Consider the following 22,026-nt stretch of genomic DNA (forward strand, 5'->3'; position numbering starts at 1 on the left):
GTAATTTTGACATTAATTGTTTACTTTTTAAGCTTAACCAACATCAAATTAAACATTTAAAAAACATATTCATAAACAATAGACTACAAAATATAATCACTCTCTATTATTTTCACGACCGCTCCGACGTCTTTGTGGCCCAAAATTGAAAGGTGTCCCCCTGCAACTTCAAATGCGCGTACATGGCCATAAAGTGCCCGCCAGCCCATATCAGACGTTAAAGTTCGCCCTTCAAACTCTTGAGTCTGTGTGGCTTTGACCACCCTGACCGGACAGCTAAGCTGTTCAGGCAAGTACACATCAGCCATCAGCTGAGCACAAAATACCGTTTGTAAACGCTGCAACTGGGCCGGCGAAAAGTGATACCCCGACTGAGCCATGGACTGAGCTAAGGCTTTGCCCTGCGCCTCGGCCGACATTGCCAACAGCGCTTCCAGCTGAGCGTCATCAAACTGCAGTGCAAAGAATGCGTTCATATTGTCGAGCATCAGGCGATTTGCCTGTTGCTCCGTAACTGGTACTACGCTTTGCACAGGTCTGGGCGTGTCTAAAATCGTGATGGAAGCAACAGACACTCCCTGCGAGTCCGAAACGAATTCATCGCTGTGTTCCAGGTGCCGGGCCATTGCCAGCGCAATAAAACTACCAAATGAATGACCAATCAGGTTGACCTGACCAAGACCGGCTTGTGTCAGCGCAGACACATAATGCAAAGCTGTGGTTTCAACCGATCCGACCGCATCCGGGTCATGTGCTATCAGATCTGGCTGTAAACCATACACCGGGATCCGTTTATCAAGCCCCTGTACCAATGCCTGAAAGGCCATCAGCAGTCCGCCAGCTCCGGCTATCAACACCACAGGGGTGACGCCATTGCTGCCTGTTTGCAGGCACAGCAGGCTCTGAGGAGACAGATGCTGGTCCTGGTGGGCATGCTGAAACTCAGTTAACGCCTTGGCAAGGTCACCTACACACGGGTGTTGCAGCAACAAAGCTATCGGTACTTCCACCTTAAGCGTATCGCACAGCTCAGTATGCAATCGCATCATCAGCAGTGAATGACCTCCCAGCTCAAAAAAGTCGTCACTTAAGCCCACCTGAGGGCACTGAAGCAACTCAGCAAGGTAGTCACACAGGTGGCGTTCAAGTGGTGTTGCCGGGGCAATATAGTGCTCAGGCCTGTCCAGTGTCAGCGTCTGAGCCTCACGAACCAGCGCTTTTCTGTCCAGTTTGCCATTATTGTTGTGTGGTAGCTGGGCACGAGGCACCACCCATTGAGGCACCATATATTTGGGAAGCTGCTCAGCCAAAGTTGCTTTGAGCAAAGTGACATCCGCATCATGTGATTCGATAAAAGCAACCAGCTGATCACCCGCCGCTTTATCACTTTTAACTACGACAGCACACGCTTTTACCTCTTGGTGTTCAAGCAATGCCCGTTCAATTTCGCCCAGTTCAATACGATATCCTCTGATTTTTACCTGCTCATCCAGACGCCCCAAAAAGTGCAACGCCCCACCCTCAAGCCGAACTTTGTCGCCGGTTTTGTAGCAGCGGGCTTGCGTATTCGGGTTAAACACAAAGGCTTTGTCTGTTTTCGTTTTGTCACCCAGATAACCAAGCGCCAGAGCGGCTCCGCCCACATACAGCTCCCCAGCAACATAGTCCGGCACAGATCTGAGTTCCTTATCGAGAATGTGCACTGTCAGTCCAGTCAGAGGCTGACCTATCGGAATTGAATCTCCCTGGTACCGGGTGACATCCATAAGAGTGGCTGAAATGGTGGTTTCCGTCGGGCCATAAGCGTTAATAATTCGGATGGCAGAACCGTAGTGACGCTGCCAGGCACGTAACGCCGTACTTTGCATTTGTTCACCACCTACGGTGATAATCCGCATAGCCGAACCTAAGTCCACAGGGCTCATCGCCAGCTGATGCCAGTAGGCCGTTGGCAGACTCATTAAACTCAGCTTACTTTGCCGGGATAATTCGGCCAGAGCCTGACTGTTAAGCAACTGCTCCTGCTCTGCCATAACCAGCGTTGCGCCGCTGAGTAAAGTACAAAAGACCTCTTCGGCAAACACATCAAAGCTACAACTTGCAAATTGCAGATAATTATCCTCAGGCGTAATCGCATAATTGCTTTGCAGGCAAGACACGTAATTCAATACGCTGCGATGCGCAACCTGCACGCCTTTTGGCTCACCTGTGGTGCCAGAAGTGTAGATAACATAGCAAGCAGACTCGCCGTGACAATCCGCTTCCACAAACTCGTTTGACTGCGCTGAGATAGCAGCATGACTTGCAGTCAGGTCAACGACCGGACAAGCTAGTGCGTCGTCTATCCAGGCAGACTCGGCGCTGATCAGCACAGCAGCTTGCGCATTAGTCAGCATGTAGTGGCGCCTTTTTTCGGGCAATGCCGGGGCAATCGGCAGATAAGAGGCACCGAGTTTAAGGGCGGCCAGAATGGCAATGATAAGTTGCGGGCCAGAGTCCAGGCAAACCGCAATGACCGCTTGGCCTGCGCCCAGCGAATGGTGCGACGACAAGTAATTCGCCAGCTGACAGGCGGCTTCATCCAGTTCACCATAGCTCAGCACAATCTCAGTGTGATTACTCTGCTGAATGTAACGAATGGCAGGGTTCGTCTCATATTTGGCCCTGTTCTGCGCAAATGCCTGCTGTAACGTCTGATACTGATCCATCCGCGGTTGCGCACCAGGCAATTCGAAATGGGGGATCTGAGCTGCCTGGTCAGGCCGCACCAGAGGCAATTGAGTCAGCGTCATATCGGGCTGCGCCATAAAGGCATCCAGCAAATCCGTGATCAGGTTCAGACTCTGACTGGCCTGTGTGTTTGTCAGTATTGCTTCGCTATAACTGAGCGTCAGCGACAGCTGATCCGTTACACCCACTACAAATGTGATGGGATAATGCGTCTGATCCTGCTCCGAGCAGACCTTTACCCTGAATGGTGCGCTTTCTTCTGCCAGTGGATCGTTGGGATAATTTTCAAAGACATAAAGTGCATCAAACAGGTCGCTGCTATTATCAATGCCACTCCACTGGTGGATCTGCGCCAGAGGTGTATGGGCAAACCGTGTCAGCTGAGCCTGGTGCGCTTTAATCTGCAGCAGGTAATCTTTTACTGACATCTGCCCCACTGTAGTAATTAGAACAGGTTGCGTATTAATATACAGCCCAACCCGCTGCGCTACATTTGGCAAAGCGTCCGGGCGACCTGAAATGGTCTGACCGAATAACACGTAGTCACTCTGACAACAGGTGCGCAACCAGTAAGCCCAGGCCCCCTGGATCACCTGATTGAGTGTCAGTCCCAGATGCTTCGCAAACTGGTTCAATCGCTGAGTGAACTCAGTACTGAGCGTCTGGGTCAGCTCACTCACGCCAGGATCTTTGTCTGCGCTCAGCGTCAGGTGTTCTGTCACTAATGTTGGTGTGTCAATATGGCCCAGTTGGCTATGCCAGAATGCCTTTTCTGCCTGTGTATCACGGGTCTCAAGATAAGCCACATAGTCACGAAATGGATCTGCGACCAGCGCTAATCCCCGGTTTTCAATCCTGGCACGGTACAACTCAACCAGACCATCAAACAGTACGGGCAAGGACCAGCCATCCATAATCATGTGATGGTAAGTCCAGATAAACCCATGGCAATGCTCACCATATGGTACAAGCCTCAGCAGCATACAAGGCGCACGGTTTAACTCGATTGGCCTGGCGAACTCCTGCTCAGCAAGCTGCGCCAGACGAACGGTGACCGTTTCGTCATAATGCTGAGGTTCATCGATTTGCAGGGGAAGCTTGCACTGCTCAAAAACTAGCTGCACTGGTTGCTCTGAGGTGACAAAAAATGCTGTACGCAGGATAGAGTGTTTCGCCATCAGCTGAGCCCAGGCGTAATCAAAGGCTTCCGTATCCAGTGCACCTTCCAATAACATCACTGACTGCTCGCGATAAACTGGGATTTCTGTACTTTGAGCATGGAACCACATCCCCTGTTGCAACGGCGTCATGGGGTAGATATCGGCTACGGGCTGACCTGCCTTGTCGAGCAGTTGCTGCAGTTGCAGGCAGTCAAGATCCGGTAACAGCGCAAAATCGCTGGGGGTCGGGCAGCTTTCGGTTTGCGCCTGGCAATGTGCCAGCACAGTTTCAATGGCCTGTTCAAAGTGCGCACTTAACCGCAGTGCATCCTGCTCTGTGTAGTAACCCGATGCACATTCCAGTGTGACCGACAAACGGCCATCCGTCACCGCTGCCGTAATTTGCAAAGCAGCAAACCCATCATCCAGTTCGTTACGCATGGCACCCGGGGGTTCGCTGGCATCACCGAGCAAGCCCCTTTGCTGTAGCACAGTATCGAGCTGGCCCAGATAATTAAAAAAGACCTGAGTGCGCGTATCGATTGTCAGTGATGTCCTCACTTGCGGGTCGGGGTGAGAATAGCGCAGCGCCCCAAACTCACAGCCGTGTTCCGTGGCCCAGGCCAGCTGCTCTTTCACTGCACAAATTGTCTGAGTCAGGGCACTGTCAGAAGCCCCGCTTTGACTGTGTAAACGCAGCGGAAACAGCGCGGTTAACCAACCAATGGTGCGGCTGGCATCGTGTGCACCGCTGAGTTTTGCCCGGCCATGGCTCTCAAGCAAAACAACCTGCTCCGCCTGCTGGTAATTAGCTAAACCGGACCACTGCCAGGCACTGAGTAGTAACGTCTGTATATTACTTTTGTATGCCCGGTTTGCCTCATTTAACAGCTGCCGGGTGTGCGCTTCACTCAACTGAAATTTCGTGTGGCTCACACTTGTGCTTGCACGGTCAGACAAGCTGGCACCCAAAGCTTGCTGACACCTGACCGTCGCACAAGTCCCCTGCCACCGTTCAAGATGCTTACCCTCACAAGCGCGTTCCTGAAGGTAAAAGGCAATCGCATCGAGCGAGGCACTGGCGGGCGGTAATGTCACAGCCTGTCCGGCTTGTGCCATAGTGCAGGCTTGCTCCAGATCCGTCAGTAAAATACGCCAGGATACGCCGTCTACCAATAAATGATGAGCAATTATCAGTAGTCGATCCGTCTGCTCTGAACCGGGAGTCGCGGCATGACATAGTCGCAGTAAAGGTGAGCCATCAAAAGAAAAACTTGCCTGCGCGGAGTTACTTAGCTCTGCAAGTGCGTCGCGCCACTGCACGCCGGCTCCACTCAGGTTGTGATACTGGCATATATCTGTGCTGCTCAGCTGATCAGTAATATAGAGCTCATCTTTGTTCCTGACCGACAGTCTGAGTGCATCATGACATGCGACAAGGCTCTGAACAGCTTCGCACAGATGCGTAAAAGACACTGATTTGTCGATGCTCAGCATTACAGCCTGATTCCAGCGCTCCGGTTCAGCAAAAGCTTGTTCAAAGAACCACTGCTGTATGGGCTGAGGTCTCAGCTTGCCTGCAAAATGTTGCTGCTCGTGATCAGCCGCAGATGATTCAGAGAGCGCATTGGTTGTTGTAAAGTTTGCCGCCAGTGCTGCCGCAGAGCTATGAGCAAAAATATCAGCCACAGAGACAGGTATGTCTATCGCTCTGGCCCGACTGGCAAGCTGAATGGCTAAAATAGAGTCTCCACCGCTGGCAAAAAAATCATCCTCGGGTTGCAGATCAGGCTGGTTTAACAGCTCCCGCATCAGGATTAAAATACGGTTGTGCTGTGCGTGCGTGTTACTTTTAGCGCCCGGCTCTTTCGGGTGCTCCGCTGCCACTTCCTGTGCCTGCTGTGCCAGTACCTGTAGCGCCCGGTGGTCTAATTTGCCATGAGCGGTCAGAGGCAGTGCCTCCAACATCAAAAAGCGTGCTGGCACCATGTACTCAGGCAGAATCGGACGCAGCAGTCCTCGCAGTTGTGCCGCTAAATTGTGTCCCGTATGCGTTAACTCTGGTACAACAAAGGCCGTCAGTTGTTTATTACCAGACTGCGCTTCGGTTATCTGCACCGTACATTCAGAAACACCGTCTTGTGCACGCAGTTGGTGATCAATTTCAGCCAGTTCAATGCGATAACCGCGTATCTTAACCTGGGCATCATTGCGGCCAATATACGCAATACGGCCACTGCTTAGTCGCCGTACCAGATCGCCACTACGATAAACACGCACTGACGTGCCACTATCCAGCTCCAGTTCAGTGAATTTTTCCTTACTTAACTCAGGTCTATTGAGGTAACCCAGCGCCAACCCCAGACCGGCAATCAGCAACTCACCGACCATGCCGTCCGCAACACTGTGACCCTGCTCATCGACAATATAAACATCGCAGTTGTCCACTGGTAAACCAATATCCGGAAGTGCCTCTGTACCGCAGACAACCGGACCCGATGTCGCCACTACAGAGGCTTCGGTTGGACCATAATTGTTGATCAGCTTGAAAGGAAATGACCCGTTAACCGGGTTGAGCCTGTCACCACCCACCAGCAGATACTTAAGTGATGCCGGCGCAAAACGGGGGTCTGCCAGCATCACTTCTGCGATGGGAGTAGCCAGGAAACAGTGACTTACCGACTCTTGGGTCAAAAATGCCGAGAGTAACTGCGGATCCGTAAGCTCGGCGTTGGCAACAAATACCAGCTGTGCACCAGCGCTCAGATAAGGCCAGATCTCCCAGGTTGCCGCGTCAAAGGCAATATTCGCCGTCTGGCTGCCCACGCTATCAGCATCCAGTGTAAATACTCGCTGATGCCAGGCACACAGGTTAGTCAAACCCCGATGAGGGATCATCACCCCTTTAGGTTGCCCTGTTGTACCTGAAGTATAGATCACATAGGCGAGTTGTTCGGCATTGAGCTCGGGTAACGGAGCCGTCGCGAAAGACGCCAATTGCACATCCAGTTCAGGGCTGTCCAGCATAATGATTTGACATTGTGTGTGTTGTTCAAACTGACTGGCAAAGCGCTGCTGTGTGAGTAGCCACTGACTGTTGCTATCCGCAATAATATGCGCGATGCGCGCCTTGGGATAATGAGCCGACACAGGCACATACGCACCACCGGCTTTAAGCACCGCCAGCATTGCTACGACCAGGTCGCAACCGGCGTCACAGCTAACTAAAACGGTTTGCTGTGGCTTAAGCCCCTGTCCAATCAGGTATTTGGCTAAACGGCTGGTACGCTCGTTCAGTTCACCGTATGTCAGTCTTTCACTCTGTTGAGGGTCTTTAAGTGCTATTTTGTCTGGGTTTTGAGCCCCCAGCTGAGCAAGGCGGTCAACCACAGTCTGTGGCTTTGATACTGGATGAGATTGTCCTTTGATTGCGTCATACCGCCGCTTTGTCAGAGGCAAGTCTGCGATGCAATGATCTGTATTGCTGGCAAGTGCATTCAGTAGCACCTGTAGTGACTGGCTCATACGTTCAATACTGACGGCGTCAAACAAAGCTGTGTTATAACACCAGGACAAGCGGATCCCATCCGCGGTCTGTGCAGCGCTCAGCTCAATATCGAACTTGGCAGCTACTGAGACCGCTTGCTCAGCCTGCACTTCTATATCAGCAAGACGTAAGTCGGTATCCAGCTGCGGGTTTAATGCAAAACTAAGCTGAAAGACGCCCTGGTGACTGAGGGAGCGCTCCAGGTTAAGCGCATCCAAAATCTGCTCAAACGGCATCGCCTGATGTGCCTGAATATCAACCATAACGGCTTTTTGTTGTGCAAGCAGCTCGGTAAATGTGAGCTGCGGCGTAAACCGTGTACGTATCGGCAAGGTATTGATAAAAAAACCGACCAAAGGTTGCAACTGGCTGTGTTCACGGCCCGAGAAAGGCGCGCCTATCACCACATCCGTGGTGTGGCTGTATTTGCCAACAAAAACAGCAAAGGCAGTCTGTAACAAGGTAAACAAGGTGACGTCATGGCGGCGGCACTGCACCTGAATTTGCTCACACACCGCGCTATCAAGGTGCGTTATATGTGTGTCCCCCTGGGCGACAGACATTCTGGTTCTGGCTCTGTCCAGTGGCAGTTGATGCAGCGGCGGCGCGTCTGCCAGATGAGCAAGCCAGAACCTTCTATGGGCCTCTAAAGCACTTGTGTTCAGAGTGTTGCGCTGCCACTGCGCATAATCGGCATAGTTTATAGGCAATGGGTGCGCAAGCAATTCAGGTAATGGCTGGCCACACGCAAAATGCTGGTAAAAAGCCGCCAGTTCTTCACTCAGGATAGCAAGAGAGTGGGCATCCGCAGCAATGTGATGCAGATTCACCCGTAGTCGATACTGAGTATCAGCAACCGCCATCAGGGTCAGTCTGATCATTAACCCCTGACTCAAATCGAACGGCTGCATGGCATCGTCGCGCTGCGCTCTGAGCCAGCTTTGCTGTTGTGCATGTGGTGCCAAAGTGCGTGCGTCAATGAAAGTCAGAGGCACTTCAAAATCTGGCACAACCTGTTGCTGCGGACCGAGCGTATCGTCCTGAATAATTTTGCTGCGTAACACCTCATGACGCTGGATGATAGCGTGCCAGGCTTGTCTGAACGCCGCCAGGTTTAACGAGCCGCTCAGCGTGAATGTACCGGGCATATGATACTGAGCCGAACCGGGTGTCATCTGCTCAACGGTCCAGAGTCTCGCCTGAGCGAACGACAGCGGCACTGGCAACCCGGATTGCGTGCGCGATATGTCAACGGACAAACTCGTTGCGGTATCGGCCACAGACACGGCTTTAGCCAGCTCACCCACTCTTGGGCTCTGAAACACCTCTTTTAGCTCGACTGACAAGCCATAGCGTTCCCGTAGCTGACTCACCAATTGGGTGGCCAGTAATGAGTGACCGCCCAGGCGGAAAAAGTGGTCATTCAGGCCAACTTTGTCAACGCCAAGCAACGCAGTAAAACACTGAGCAATAGCGCGTTCAACGTCACTATCCGGTGCCTGATAAACCGCTTCTTGCTGCAAAATATCCAATGCCAGCAACGCTTTTTTATCTATTTTTCCATTACTGGTCAGCGGCAAAGCCTCTACCACAACGACGTTGGTTGGCAACATAAACTCAGGCAAAGCACTGCGCAGATATTGTTGTACCTGTGAAATTGGATCAGTGAGCTCAATCCCGTTACGGGCAACCACAAAGGCGCTGATCCTGGCTCCCTGTGGGTCGTTGCGATTAAGTAATACGCACACCGCCTGCAAATCAGGGTGCTTACGTAGCTGGTTTTCAATTTCCCCCAGCTCAATGCGATAACCACGCACTTTCACTTGATCATCGGCACGACTGATGTAAGTTAGCTCACCGTCAGGTAAAAAGCGCACCAGATCACCCGATTTATAAAGCTTTTTGCCGCTGGTGTTTGCAAAAGGATCTGCAATAAAGCGCTGGGCATTGAGCTCCTCTCTTTGCCAGTAGCCACGACACACCCCTTCACCACCCACATACAGCTCACCCACGGCGCCCATCGGTAACAACTGCTGATGCTTATCAAGCACATAACAAGACATGGTAGGAATGGCATGACCAATATTACTCACTCCCAGCGCCAGATCCGCATCGGTGAGTCGTTTAAAGGTCACGTGAACTGTGGTTTCGGTAATGCCATACATATTAATAAGCTGGCAGGCATCAAACCGTTTGGCCCAGGGTTTGAGTTTGCCCGGTTGCAATGCTTCTCCACCGAAAATAACGTAGCGTACCTGGCATAGTGCCTGCTCGGTTTCCTCCAAGCCGCACATCGCAGACTGAAGCGCGTAAAAGGCACCCGGCGTCTGGTTCAGCACAGTGACCTTTTCACTCAACAGGCAGGATGCAAAAGCCTGGGTGTCCTGACTCATTGCCTTACTGATCACCACCAGCTTCGCGCCAAACAGCAAGGCGCCGTACATTTCCCAGACAGAAAAATCGAAGCAAAAGGAGTGAAACAGGGTCCACACATCCCGCTCGTTAAAATCAAACAATGCCGGTTCAACATGCAATAGCCGGACAACATGTCGGTGCTCTATCTGAACTCCCTTTGGCCGGCCTGTGGTGCCTGAGGTATAGATCATATAGGCGAGGTGGTCCGGCTGAATATCCAGCTCGAGATTGTCGGCAATGGCAATACCGGCGTAAATAGCCTCATCATCAATGTTGATCATCGACTGAGCACACCCGGCAAAACGAGCCTCAGTGACGCTGTCGCAGATCAACCAGCGACTGTCCACATCACCTATAATGTAGTCAATCCGATCTTTGGGGTAATCCGGGTCGATGGGCACGTACGCTGCACCCGCTTTTAAAATCGCCAGTAAGGTCACGACCATATTGACTGAGCGTGTCACAATGACGGGCAGCATGGTCTGGGGTTCTATTTTGCTGGCAACCAGCACTCTGGCAAGCCGGTTAACGCGATTATTTAATGCCTGATAGCTTAATCTTTCGTATTCATCGACCACGGCAATACGCTGGCCAAACCGTTGTACCTGCTCCTCGAACAAACTAACCAGTGTCTGAGTGTTGTCCCACTGTGTCTGTGTATATTGGGCGTATTCCAGTATGGACTGCGTTTGGGTCCTGTTCAGTAACGGAATACGGCCAATCTGTGTTTGCGGGGCTTTAACTAACTGCTCCAGCAATACTTCAAAACTCTCTGACCAGTGCTGAATCGTTTTTGCAAGATATAAGTCACTGTCATACTTCCAGTTTAAAGTCAGTGCTTTGGTATTTTCATCCAATACGGCATTGAGTTCCAGGTCACATTTAATGTCAATCTCATCGCCATCCGCGCGGGATTGTTCCACCACAGTCAATCCGGGTAGTTGCAGCGCGTGTGCCGCATTACTTTGATCCAGTGTGAATAAGATCTGCACCAAAGGATGGTGGCTCATATCACGGGGACAATTTAGCGCTTCGACCACCTTATCAAAGGGTACCTCACGGTGCTCAAACGCAGCCAGGATCTGCTCTTTTTGTTGCTGTAACCAGGCATTAAAGGACAATGATTCTGTTATGTTTGCCGGGATCACCACAGTGTTGACAAACAAACCTATCAGAGGCGCCAGATCGGGATGATCACGTCCCAAAACCGGCGTCCCCACAACCACCTGCTCATTTTGAGTTAACCGACCCACAAACAGCATAAAGCTGCTCAGTAACCACATAAAAGGCGTAACGGATTGTTGTGCACTGTGGGTTTGAATGCGGGCTGTCAGAGCAGAACTCAGCGCCTGACGATAGACCCGCCCACGCTGGGTTTGTACAGCGGGGCGCACAAAGTCACCGGGCAAAGACTGGATGGGATCCAGGTCAGCCAGTGCCTGCTGCCAGAACGCCAGCTTATCGCTAAGGTGGGCCGACGTCAGGGTCTTTTGCTGCCAGGTCGCAAAATCCCCGTACTGCACCTTTAACGGGGCCAATTGTGGCGCTGAGTCTGCTTCTAAAGCTGCACGGTAAAGGGCGGCCAATTCCCTGACCAGCACCTGCATGGACGCACCATCTGATATAATATGGTGCATATTAAACGCCAGATAATGGGTTTGCTGATCAGATATCACCACCGCACGGATCAGTAAATCCTGCTTTAAATCAAATGGCAGGGACAAAAACTCATTGAGTTTCGCACGAACTTTCTGCGCTTTATCATGTGGCGGCCATTGACTGGCATCGCACCACTGAAATGGCGTTTCAAACTGCTCTTGTACTATGACAGACACACCTTGCTGACCACTTTCAGTGGCAACAAAGTGGCTGCGCAAAGACTCATGACGGATGATTAACGCTTCAATACTGGCTTTGAGTGCGGCAATATCCAGTTGTCCGGTAAGGACAAATTCAGCAGGCATGTAGTACTGACTACTGCCCTGTAACTGTTCAATAAACCACAACCCTTGCTGTGCATAGCTTGCGGGTAGTGGCACGGAGCGGTCTGCTTTTGGAATGGCCGAGTATTCAGCCTGCTCCAACGAGGTGCCACGCTGCTGCTGAAAATAGGCAATGATCTCAGCCTTGTGGGCGACAATCCGTTGCTTCAGCACAGCGGGAAATTCCCCTTTTTGCTTAAATGCCAGAGCACCGTTTTTCTCATACAAGGTGATCCCTGCACGTAATGCATCCGCTATCAACTGCTCAATTACTCTCACCTGTTCCGTCATTACAAAAACATCTCTTCTGAAGTATCGTTTTCGTTATCGTCCTGTGCCTGTTGGGCCATCGCCTGATGGATCTCAATCCACTGCGCGAGTGCCGCAACGGTAGGCCGCTCAAATAGAATTCTGACCGACATGCTTACGCCAAGTTGTGCCTCAATCAAACCAATACACTGTGTAGCCAGCAGCGAATGGCCTCCCAGACTGAAGAAGTTGTCTTCAATACCGAGCGTTTCCACATTGAGTACAGAGGCCAGAATCTCGACCAGCGTTAACTCCATGTCATTTCTTGGCGCAACAACATTATTGGCTGATGATGCACATTGCGCACCTAAGGCATGCAGCGCACGAACATCCACTTTGCCATTCGCAGTTAAAGGCAGGGTTTCTGTCAGTACATAGCGATACGGCAACATATAGGCGGGCAAAGACTGACTCAGGTGTGCAGACCACTCTGAGGCCAGTGCAGGCTCGGCAAGCGTTGGCATTTCAGTGCGTTCAGCCAGATCCGATAGCAAATAGGCTTCGAGGTTGTCACCCGCTTCATTGAGCAACACCACAGCCTGTTCAATACCGGGCAGTTGCTGTAACTGGTGAGCAATTTCTTCTGGCTCTATTCGATAGCCTCTCAGTTTTATCTGGCTATCCGCGCGGTGGCAAAACACCAGCGCCCCAGGGGTACCATCGTCATTTATAGACCAACGCACCAGATCACCACTGCGATAAAAACGCTGCTCACTCTGCTTTGCACCAAATGGCAGCCACACAAATTTCTCATCACTGAGCTCGGTTCTGTTTAAATACCCCTGAGCCAGGTTGTTGCCGCCGATATAGAGCTCACCGGTTACACCGGCAGGGACAGGCTGCATCTGCTCATCCAGTACCAATAAGTGTGTATTCGCTATTGGTTGACCAATTGGGACCTGACTATGGGGCTGTGCGTTAAGCGCGGCTATTTGCCGCTTGTCACAGCGGAAGGTACTCGTACCCACAGTGGCTTCGGTGGGACCGTATTCGTTGATCCACTCAACATTGGGTAAACGTTCGCTAAGCTGAGCCACAAGCGAAACCGGTAACGCCTCGCCACCCACGACCACCTGATGCGCCCCGTTAAAACTCCGCTCTTCTGCAAGCGCGCACTGTTTCAGTACCGAAACGACCCCCTGCAGATGTGCTGGTGTCAGCTTAAACACCCCGGCAATCTCCTGGCACAATCGGTTTGCCAGCTCTTTGAGCATACGCTCGTCATCTGCCAGCATATCGATGCACACTCCTTGCAACAAGGCTGGCCAGATGGCCGTGACAGTGGCATCAAACGCCAACGGCGTGCTCACTACACTGAAACTTATCGTGTCGTTGAAGTAGTCATGGCGAGCATGATCCAGGTAAAGCGCCAGATTGGCATGGGTGATGGCGACACCTTTGGGCTGACCTGTCGTGCCTGAAGTGTAAATCACATAGGCCAGATCTGAATGTTCACTGCGTGGGAACTGTTCACGCGTTTGCTTTGGCAACCAGCTATTCGGCTGGTCTATTTCCAACACCGACAAAGGGGGTTGGGTAGCTGCATCTATAATCGGTTTAAGCTGTGTCATCAACTTACTATGAGTGAGCAGCCAGCTCGCGCCACTGTCGCAAATAATAAACTGAGCACGTGACGCAGGCAGTGTCGGATCAACCGGCACATATGCAGAGCGAACCTTAAATGCCGCCAGCATAGCAACCACCTGGTCGCACCCGGCATTCAGGCACAACGCAATACGCATGCCCGGCTTCACCCCCTGCTCCAGCAAATAGCTGGCCAGGGCGCTGGCCTTTTGCTCCAGCGCTGCATAACTGAGCATACAGCTGTCAGCGTCGCGCACCGCAAGCTGGCTGTCCGCTAGGTGTGCCTTTGCACTGATCTGGCTGTGAATACATTGTGCCGGGACCGCTGTGACCGGACCGCGCATATTGACCAGCTGATGTTGAGCTTGCTGCGTCATCACAGGCAGGCACTGCACCTTGTGTTCAGGCGCCTTGAGAATGGCACTGATCAATATTTCAAAAGACTCAGCAAGGGCCGCCATTGTCGCGGGTTTAAATAAAGCCGAGCAATAGTTCCACTCCAGTTCAATGCCATCACCCTTTTCAATGGCGTTCACTTCGAGATCAAACTTCATCATGGGCTCGGCAGGCGCTTCAACTTCAATGTGCAACTGGGGCAGCACCAGATCGGTGGTTTCATTATTTTGTAGCGCAAACAAAATCTGAAAAATCGGTTGGTGTCCCAGGTTTCGTTCCGGCTTAAGCGCCTCAACTAATTGCTCAAAGGGCAGTGCCTGATGTTTAAACGCATCCAGAATAACCTGCTTTTGCTGAGCCAATAGCTGATTGAAACTTTGCCCTGGTTGAGTACGTGTGCGTATTACTAAGGTATTGACAAAAAAGCCGATAAGATTGGCCACTTCATTGTGTTCACGGCCAGCAACCGGCGAGCCAATGACCACATCATCCGTTTGACTATAGCGCTGTACCAGTAAAGAAAACACGGTATTGAGCCACATGAACAAGGTCACGCCCTGAGACTTACAGTGTTCATGAATTGCCCGGGTCAATGCTGCACTCAGACGTTGGGTATGACGCTGACCACTTAGCTGCGCCATAGCAGGACGCGGGTAGTCCAGTGGGAGCTGATGCAATGGGGGATGGCCATCAAGGGCTGTCAGCCAATATTGCACCGCATCCTGATTAGCATGCTTTGTCCAGGTATTACGTTGCCAGTACGCAAAGTCGCCGTACTGAACAGGCAGAGGCTGAGTCAATTCGGCCGGCAGCTGGTACTGCGCTTCTTCCGCAAAATGGCGATAAAACGCAATGAATTCTCGGACTAAAATTGCCATAGACCAGCCATCGCTGGCGATGTGGTGCATATTAAAATGCACCCGATAATCGTCCTGCGCAAATTCAACCAGTAACACTCGGATCAGCAGGTCCCTACTCAAATCAAACCGGTTTGTTGCATTGGCATGGGCCGCCTGCTCCCAGCGCTGTTGCCGGGCTCGCTCACCCAGTTTAGTCAGGTCAAGGTGAGTGAGCGGTAAATCAAACCTGGCGCTTACTTGCTGAACGGGCTCTGCGTGTTGCGCCCCCTGAATAATCTGAGTGCGTAACACTTCATGGCGTGAGATCAGGGCGTTAAGCGCTTCACTGAACGCGTCTTTGTCGAGCGTCCCGCTGAATTTAAACCCGGCAGGCATATGATACTGAGTGCTCGACTCATGTAATTGCTCTATCAGCCAGAGCCGCTGCTGGGCAAAGGACAAAGGCAAAGCTTGCTGGCGTGACACAGGCACAATCGCATGCACTGCTGCAATCGGTGCGCAGTGTTCTAACGCCTGAGCCAGCGAGGCGATGGTGGGTGTTTTGAATAGTTGAGGCAGCGTGACATCGAGATTTTTTTGCTGCCGGATCTGGCTAATAAGCTTGATGGCCAGCAGCGAATGCCCGCCCAAGTCAAAAAAGCTGTCTTCAAGATCCACATGCTCAGTGAGTAAAATATCACTGTAAAGCTGATACAAATAGGATTGTATGGGAGTCAGCGTAGTCAAATCCAGCGCCCTGCTGGTGCTGCTTTCTCGTTGCTGCGCCAACGCCATCAGCGCTTTACTGTCTACTTTGCCATTGGCTGTCAGGGGAATCGCTTCGACCCGATTAAACTGCCCCGGGATCATGTACGGAGGCAGGTATTGGGCAAGATGGTTTCTCAGATGACTGTCTGATGGCACTTTGCCATTGAGGTAAAGTACATGCGCCTGTAACAACGCCTGGGATTCATCGACGGTCACCGCACAATCACGCACACCATCCAGCTCTCTCAGATAATGGCAAATCGCATTCAGGTCTATTCGATAGCCACGCAGCTTAATCTGCTCGTCGGTACGGCCACAGTATCTGAGATATGCAAGCCTTCCCTGTTCATCACTTTGCCATCGTACCAGGTCACCGCTTCGATAAAAGCGCATCGGCTTTTTGTCCGCCACGTTGAGAGTGACAAACTTAGCCTGATTCTGAGTTTCAAGGTTGACGTAACCCGGGCTGATAACCGGGCCGCCTATCAGTAACTCTCCGGGTACATTGTCGGGCACAGGCTGATCAAACTGGTCAACAACCAGCATTGCCACCCCCTCATTAGGCAGGCCAATCGGCACATCCGCATAACATAGGGTAGTTTGCGGGTTCAGGTCGGGGGTGAGCGAAAACACGCTACAGCCTACAGTAGCCTCGGTCGGACCATACTCATTTACCCAGGTACAGGCTGGCAACTTGTTGCGTAATGCAAGTAATAAATCGCTGTCCAGCGCTTCGCCGCCAATCACCAGAGTATGCGGCGCACTGTTGCTGCCAAGCTCATCCATCAAGGCCTGGATCGCACGTAAGTGTGCAGGTGTGAGCTTGAATAGGCGTGGCCTGATAGAATTAAACAGGAGCTCACTGATGGCTGCCAACTGATGAGGTCCCTGAGTCACTATCTCGACCTCCCCGCCACATAACAGCGGGGGAACAAGCGCGGTAATCGTGGCATCAAAAGCCAAAGGCGTGCTCACTACCGCCAGCGGCAGTGTTACATCCGCATCCAGGTAAGTATCCATCGCATGTGATAAATACCCGTTCAGGTTGCCATGGGTGATCATGACGCCCTTTGGTCGTCCGGTAGAGCCCGACGTATAAATGATGTAGCACAAGCGTTCTGCATCTGAGGTTTCTGACTCACCAAGCTCATCATTGCCCGGGACTGAAACCGGATAACCGGCAAAACTGGATTCCACGTCAAATAAGTCATCCAGAAAAAGAAAATCCGTGCCGCTGTCTATCAGCTTTTCGGTATCTTCGCTGAATGCCAGAATCATCACAATGTCTGCATCTTCAACAATGTAAGACAGAGATTTTTCTGGCGTGTCATAATGCAAAGGCACATACACATGGCGCGCTTTGAGGATAGCCAGCACCGCAATGACCATGGCTGGGCCCGAAGGCAACAGCAGTGCAATCCGGCTTTGCTCATCAAAGCCCATTTCCAGCAAACAATGAGCAAGTTGGTTGGCACGCTGTTCCACTTCGAGGTAACTGAATGCTTCACCGTTACAACGCAGCGCAACGCTATGGGGTTGTATTTCTGCAATGGCACTGAAGTGATGATGCCAGCCAATATCGCTGCTGTGTTGCTCGTTGTCGGCCTCGATATAAGCCAACAGTTGCTCAAGCAATTTGGCATCGCATAAACTCATCTCACTGATGCGTCGCTGCGGCTCTTGCAGGCATGTCCGGAGCAAATGGGTATACTGACGCGCGAAAGACTCAATGCTGCGCTCCTGCCACAAAGCACTATCGTAAAGCCATTCGACCACCAAAGTATCGCCACTGTCGATCACAGAAACTTCGAGATCCAGTTTTGCGCTGCGTACGCCGGTGTCGTTGACGGTGACATCCAGACCATCCAGCTTCAGCGCTTCATTAACCTGATTATTGACCCGGAAAACCACCTGAACCAAAGGATGGATCCCCAGGCTGCGCTCACTGTTCAACGTTTCGACCAATGCATCAAACGGAATATGCTGATGGCTCAACGCATTTTGCAGTGTTTCGTTGCACTGAGCCAATACATCAGTAAAGGTCAGCTCAGGTTCAATACGATGGCGCAATACCAGTGTATTAATGAAGTTGCCTATCACAGCTTCCAGTTCACTAAGTTCACGCCCTGCAACCGGAGTACCCAGCACCAAATCAGACTGCCCGGACAAACGGCTCATCCACAGTGCAAACACACACTCCAGTACGCCAAACAGAGTTTGTCCATTGGTCGAAACAAACTGCCGCAAGGTCGCACTCAGTTCCTTCGGTAGTTCGCAGCAATAGAGCGCCCCGCCACTGATCACGCGATTTTCTCTGGCATTATCCAGCGGTAATTCATGTACCCGAGGCAAGTTGGCCAACTGACTTTGCCAGTAGTCAACGCTGGTTTGCCATTGTGGCTGGGAGACTAAATGGCGTTGCCAGTGCACATAGTCTATGTAGCTATGGTTTAGCGGGGTGTACGCGGGAGTGCGGTGTTCAACCGCAGCTTGATATGCCGCCTCTAATGCCCGACACAACACGCCGATTGACCAACCATCAGACACAATGTGATGCATGGTCACTATCAATACAAAAAGCTGCTCATCAAGCTTTAGCAGCTGAGCGCGCAGCAGCAGGTCCTGACTCAGGTCGAATGTTGTGTGATAATCCTCAGCCAGTAAGGAGCGTAGCGTATCAGCCTGCACCTCGTCATCAACATGGCTTAAGTCCTGTTGTTTTAACGCAAAGTTAAGGCCGGAATTCAGATACTGGAACGGTTCATTCTGTGCGTTCTGACCATAATTAAAGCGCAGGATTGTATGTTGCTGCACCACCTGTTCGAATGCCTGCGATAAGGCTTCAATATCTAACTCGCCTTTAATGGTAAACGCGCCTTGCAAATTATACTGCTTACTATGACCCTGCATTTGATCAACAAACCAGATCCGTTGCTGTGCAAAAGACAAAGGATGCTCACCTGACTGATCAATCGACGCCAATGTATGACCGACCAGAATATCCTGAGCTAACAGACATCGTTCCAGTTTCTCAACCGTCGGGTTAGCAAAAATTGCCTGCAATGACAGTACCCGCTCGAACCGGGCACGGATACAGTTGGCAAGACGCATGGCCAGTAAGGAATGACCACCAATAGAGAAAAAGTCATCGTCAGCTGCAACCTGAGACACACCCGTCAACTCAGCGAACAAAGTCGCCAGCTGTTGCTGTAATGCCGTACTCAGCGGCGTGTAGCTACGCTCATAATTCAGGGGCCGGGCAGCTAACTGTTTTCGGTCTACCTTTGCGTTACCCAGCACAGGCAATTGTGCCAGCGCCACGAAATGACTGGGTATCATGGCCTGAGGCAGGCTCTTTGATAAGGTATCTCGTAAAGCGGTCGCGGTGACTGGTGTCTCTTGATCCGCTGCGACAAAATAGGCAACCAGGGTATCAATACCGCTTTGCTTAATGGCGACAACAGCGGCTGCTTTAATGCTTGTCAGACCGGTCAGTTTCGCTTCAATTTCACTGATATCGATGCGATAACCTCGGATCTTGAGCTGACTATCCAGCCTGCCGAGATATTCCAGCGTGCCCTGATGTGTCAGACGAACACGATCACCTGAGCGATAGAAGCGCTCAGCTCCTGTATATTCGCTCTGGCAGCGTACGAAATATTGCTCTGTCAACTGTGGCGCTCGCAAATAACCATCGGCCAGCGAGGTGCCGCCAATATAGAGCTCACCCGGCATACCGACCGGCACAGGATGCGCCCGTTTATCCAGTACCTGTAAGTTGACGTGTGTCAGCGGTTTACCAATGGGATAGTGCTCAATATTACTTGGTACCTGATCGGAGATGGCGTGTGTAGTCACCCCAATACAGGTTTCACTGGGACCGTAATGATTGACGATATGTGCTGACGGATAGTGTTCTCGTAAATCACTGACGAGAGAGACATCCAGCGCCTCCCCACCGAGCACCCACTTTTCGATAGCTGGCTGGTTCTCTTTCAGAGCGGCTATCTGCGGCAACAATTCACGGGCAAAAGACGGCGTGATCTTTAACATATTGACCTGCTGCTTACTGAGCATCTCAACCAGCTGTTGAGGATCTGGCAGCGCCAGCTCTGTTGGCATCACCACGGTGCCCCCTTGCATCAGAACCGGATAAATGCCGGTCAGACAGAGATCGGTGGCAAGTCCGGTGACAACACCAGATCGGGTATGCGATGAAAATTCAATACACTGAGAGATAGAATCACAGTAACTGGCCAGTGCACCATGGCTTATCGCCACCCCTTTTGGTTTGCCCGTCGAGCCTGAGGTAAAGATCACATAAGCCAGGTCACACGGACTGGTTTTATCTACTATACCCACGTTGTTATTGTGCTGTACCAGCTCATCGTAGCTCCGTACAAGGAGTCCACATTCATCCAGTGTGGCTTTTGTATCTGCCTGTACTGCCTGTGCATCGACCACCACCAGAGTGTGACTCCCTGCCAGCTGCATAATTTCGATCACCCGCTGAACCGGCGTTTCCTGGTCAATGGGTAGATAGGCCGCCCCGGCACGCATCACGCCCAGCAAAGCCACCAGGCTCTTAACCTGTCGATTAACCAGTACAGCCACAATATCATCGCTCTGTATTGTGTCATCGAGCGCACTGGCCAGACTGGCACTGTGCTCATCCAGCTCAGCGTAACTCAGGGACTGAGCAGGGTCACTTGCCGAAACCAACGCGGCGTGAGCAGGTCTCGATTGGGCATGAGCCAGAATTTGAGGTAACACCAAAGGCGCAGCTCGGCGCGGCGGCTCTGTCGTCAGAAGCTGCTGAGCCAGTTTCACAGAGGGTAACTGAGCGTCTGACAGTGGCATGCTCTGGTCACCACTAAACGCCCGGAATAATGCCTGAAAGTCTTCGCCAATTTGCGCGATAAGTTCACCGGAAAATAAGGCCACATTGTATTCAAGCTCAGCGACCATTGCCTTACCCCGAGTAGTCAGGGTAAGCGTCAGATCAACTTTTGCACTGTGATTATTCAGCGTGAACAGTTCTGCTTCCAGTGAACCTGAACGTAATGGCGTTGTGGGTACAGCGTTATAATTAAACAACACACTAAAAAGCTGTGAGGTGTCGGCAAGCTTAGCCAGCGCATCCTGAGACACACTTTGGTTTTCCAGCGCCCGGGTCACTTGTGTCAGGGTGTTGCGGGCAAGCTCACTGAATGACATCTCAGCGGTTATCTGCTGACGCAGTGGCAGAGTGTGAATAAAACAGCCGATCATGGATTCAAATTCACTGTGCTCCCGACCCAGCACGGGCACACCCACCGTAATGTCCTGTTGCTGGCTATAGCGATAGAGCAACGCGTAAAACACACTCAGCAGCCCGGCAAACACAGTGATCCCCAGTTGCTGACAGCAACTTTCAAAACGCGGGAATTGCTCGTCGTTCAATATAAACTGATGACTGGCCCCCTGAAATGAAGGCTGAGCTTGTCTGGCAAAACTGGTTGGCAGAGCAAAAGGCGTGAACCCTTCCAGCTGCTTTTGCCAATATGCATGCTGTTGCTGGTAAGCTTCAGACTGGACAAAGCGTTTTTCCCAATGCACATAATCGAGATATTGTAGTGGTGCCGGTGCCGCCTGTTCCGTCGCTGTGTTCTGTAATACATCAAGCAGTTCATTGACCAATAATTGCACCGACCAGCCATCAACTACAAGGTGGTGCAACATCAGGTATACCCACTGACCCCGGGTTTGTTCATCGCCACTGATCAGTGCCGCTCTCACGGGGAGCGCTTTTTGTAAGTCAAATCCTTGCTGCAGGTAAGGTTGCACATGCGCTTCAATTTTTGCTCGGGTCACAGGCTCAGCCACGCTCAGCGACATAACCTTAAGAGACAACTCAGCATTTACGCGTTGACACCCTCCCTGCTCTGTAGCAAAAAACTGACTACGCAGAATGTCGTGGCGCACAAGCAAGGTGTTTATCGCCGCTTCAAGCTGCGCTTTTGTTATCGGGTGCGACAGCTTAAGTAATCCAGCCATGGTGTAGGCCACTTCCCCACCATGGTACTGGTCAATCAGCCAAATCCCTTGCTGAGAAAATGACAGAGCGCCCTGCTTTTGATGATTCGCCTGCATGTAGTCAATCAGTGCCGACTTATTTTCTTTGATCTTATTAAGCTGCGCCTCTGGCACGGTCGCCAGGTGGGTACGCAGTTTCAGGCGGCCTTCTTGCAGATAAACATAAATACCCTGACCATCCAACTCGGCCAATAGTGCTTCAATCGCTGAATTTTCCATAC

2 protein-coding genes are annotated in these 22,026 nt (G+C 51.6%); both read right to left on the reverse strand.

All coding sequences use genetic code 11. The features are described 5' to 3' along the window. Positions 1 to 83 precede the first annotated feature (83 nt). Positions 84 to 12,125 carry a non-ribosomal peptide synthetase gene (locus NH568_RS14075; RefSeq protein WP_253048281.1) on the reverse strand — a complete coding sequence of 4,014 codons (12,042 nt, stop codon included), beginning with the start codon at positions 12,123 to 12,125 and terminating at the stop codon, positions 84 to 86. Then, on the reverse strand, positions 12,125 to 22,024 hold the full coding sequence (locus NH568_RS14080; protein WP_253048282.1) for a non-ribosomal peptide synthetase: 9,900 nt from the start codon (positions 22,022 to 22,024) through the stop codon (positions 12,125 to 12,127). The genes NH568_RS14075 and NH568_RS14080 overlap by 1 nt, the downstream gene beginning before the upstream one ends. Positions 22,025 to 22,026 lie beyond the last annotated feature (2 nt).

The sequence above is a fragment of the Pseudoalteromonas sp. XMcav2-N genome (assembly GCF_024124545.1).
GTDB lineage: Bacteria > Pseudomonadota > Gammaproteobacteria > Enterobacterales > Alteromonadaceae > Pseudoalteromonas.

What these genes read in the sequence shown, in the direction of transcription:
- NH568_RS14075 (WP_253048281.1), bottom strand. Translation starts at nt 12,125, where the DNA reads ATGACGGAACAGGTGAGAGTAATTGAGCAGTTGATAGCGGATGCATTA.
- NH568_RS14080 (WP_253048282.1), bottom strand. Translation starts at nt 22,024, where the DNA reads ATGGAAAATTCAGCGATTGAAGCACTATTGGCCGAGTTGGATGGTCAG.